Genomic DNA, 1,037 nt, shown 5'->3' on the forward strand with positions numbered 1-1,037 from the left:
ATTCCCATCACGTAATTGTCAGACATTATATACTGACCGATTTTGGCATTAGTTATTGAGCCATTTTGAATAAATCCATCATTAATAAACGTCTGCCCATTTACGACAGCCCATGGAGAGAATTTATTATCTTCGGGTCCACTTAAGAGAATAAAGCTATCAGCATTAAATCCAATCGATGCTTTCGCCACACCATTAATAAATTCAGCACCAATGACCATTCCGGCACTGACAAACTGGCCGTTATAGTTCAGACCAGCACCTAAGCTGTATGTCGCAATAGCACTATCAGCATCAACTACAGCCGTCATTTTTTGACCAATAGCCGCTGTCTGATCTTCAAATGTTGCGGTAACTACCAACTGATATTCTGCAAATGCTCTAGCCGCATCAGCCTGAGTGGTCCATATCTCAACAATCCCCGCTTTATTCTCCCCATAGTGCGCCCATTGCTGGCGAATACTGGCGTTATTGGCGTTGGCTGTTTCAAGAATAGCCTCAGCATTCATGAAGTCGTCGTTAAGTAGTTGCTGCCCGGCAACGGTGTTTGTAATGAACTCATCGCCCACAAACTCAAGGATCGAACTTGTGTCTGTACTGGACATGCCGCGAACCCAGTCTATCCATGGCGACTGATTACCTGATTTATCAACTATTCGAGCACGGAACCAGAAGACTTGCCCTGCTCTTAAGCCTTGCATCGTGTAGTTCCGTTGCGGGTGCGGCACGTCACTCAGCAGCATCGCATCAGTACCATCAGCAGACAGGCTATATTCAATCTCTGTTTTTAGCGCATCTTCAGCCCCTTCCGGATAACCCCAACTCAAGGTAATACCAAAGATAATGCCAGTTGCAGCAAAGCCAACAGGCATGGGAGGATTCCCCTCCTTGCCTTTTAGTGTTGTTTCCTGCGCGTTCGCCCAAATACTAGATATCTCAGAGGGGTTAATAGCACGAACACGAGCCTGATATTGTCCCGCATAAATCCCTTCAACCTGAAATCCTTGTGCGGATGTACGTGGCGCTGATATCCAGTT

General features: G+C 46.2%; 1 protein-coding gene. It reads right to left on the reverse strand.

Annotated features, from left to right (window positions below; genetic code table 11):
• Window positions 1–1,037, reverse strand: a 1,037-nt coding sequence (locus HUZ92_RS20695) for a phage tail tip fiber protein (protein ID WP_174846892.1), incomplete at both ends; no start/stop codon positions are given.

Origin of the sequence: Yersinia vastinensis, from assembly GCF_902726565.1 — a bacterium.
In the GTDB taxonomy this organism is placed as follows: domain Bacteria; phylum Pseudomonadota; class Gammaproteobacteria; order Enterobacterales; family Enterobacteriaceae; genus Yersinia; species Yersinia vastinensis.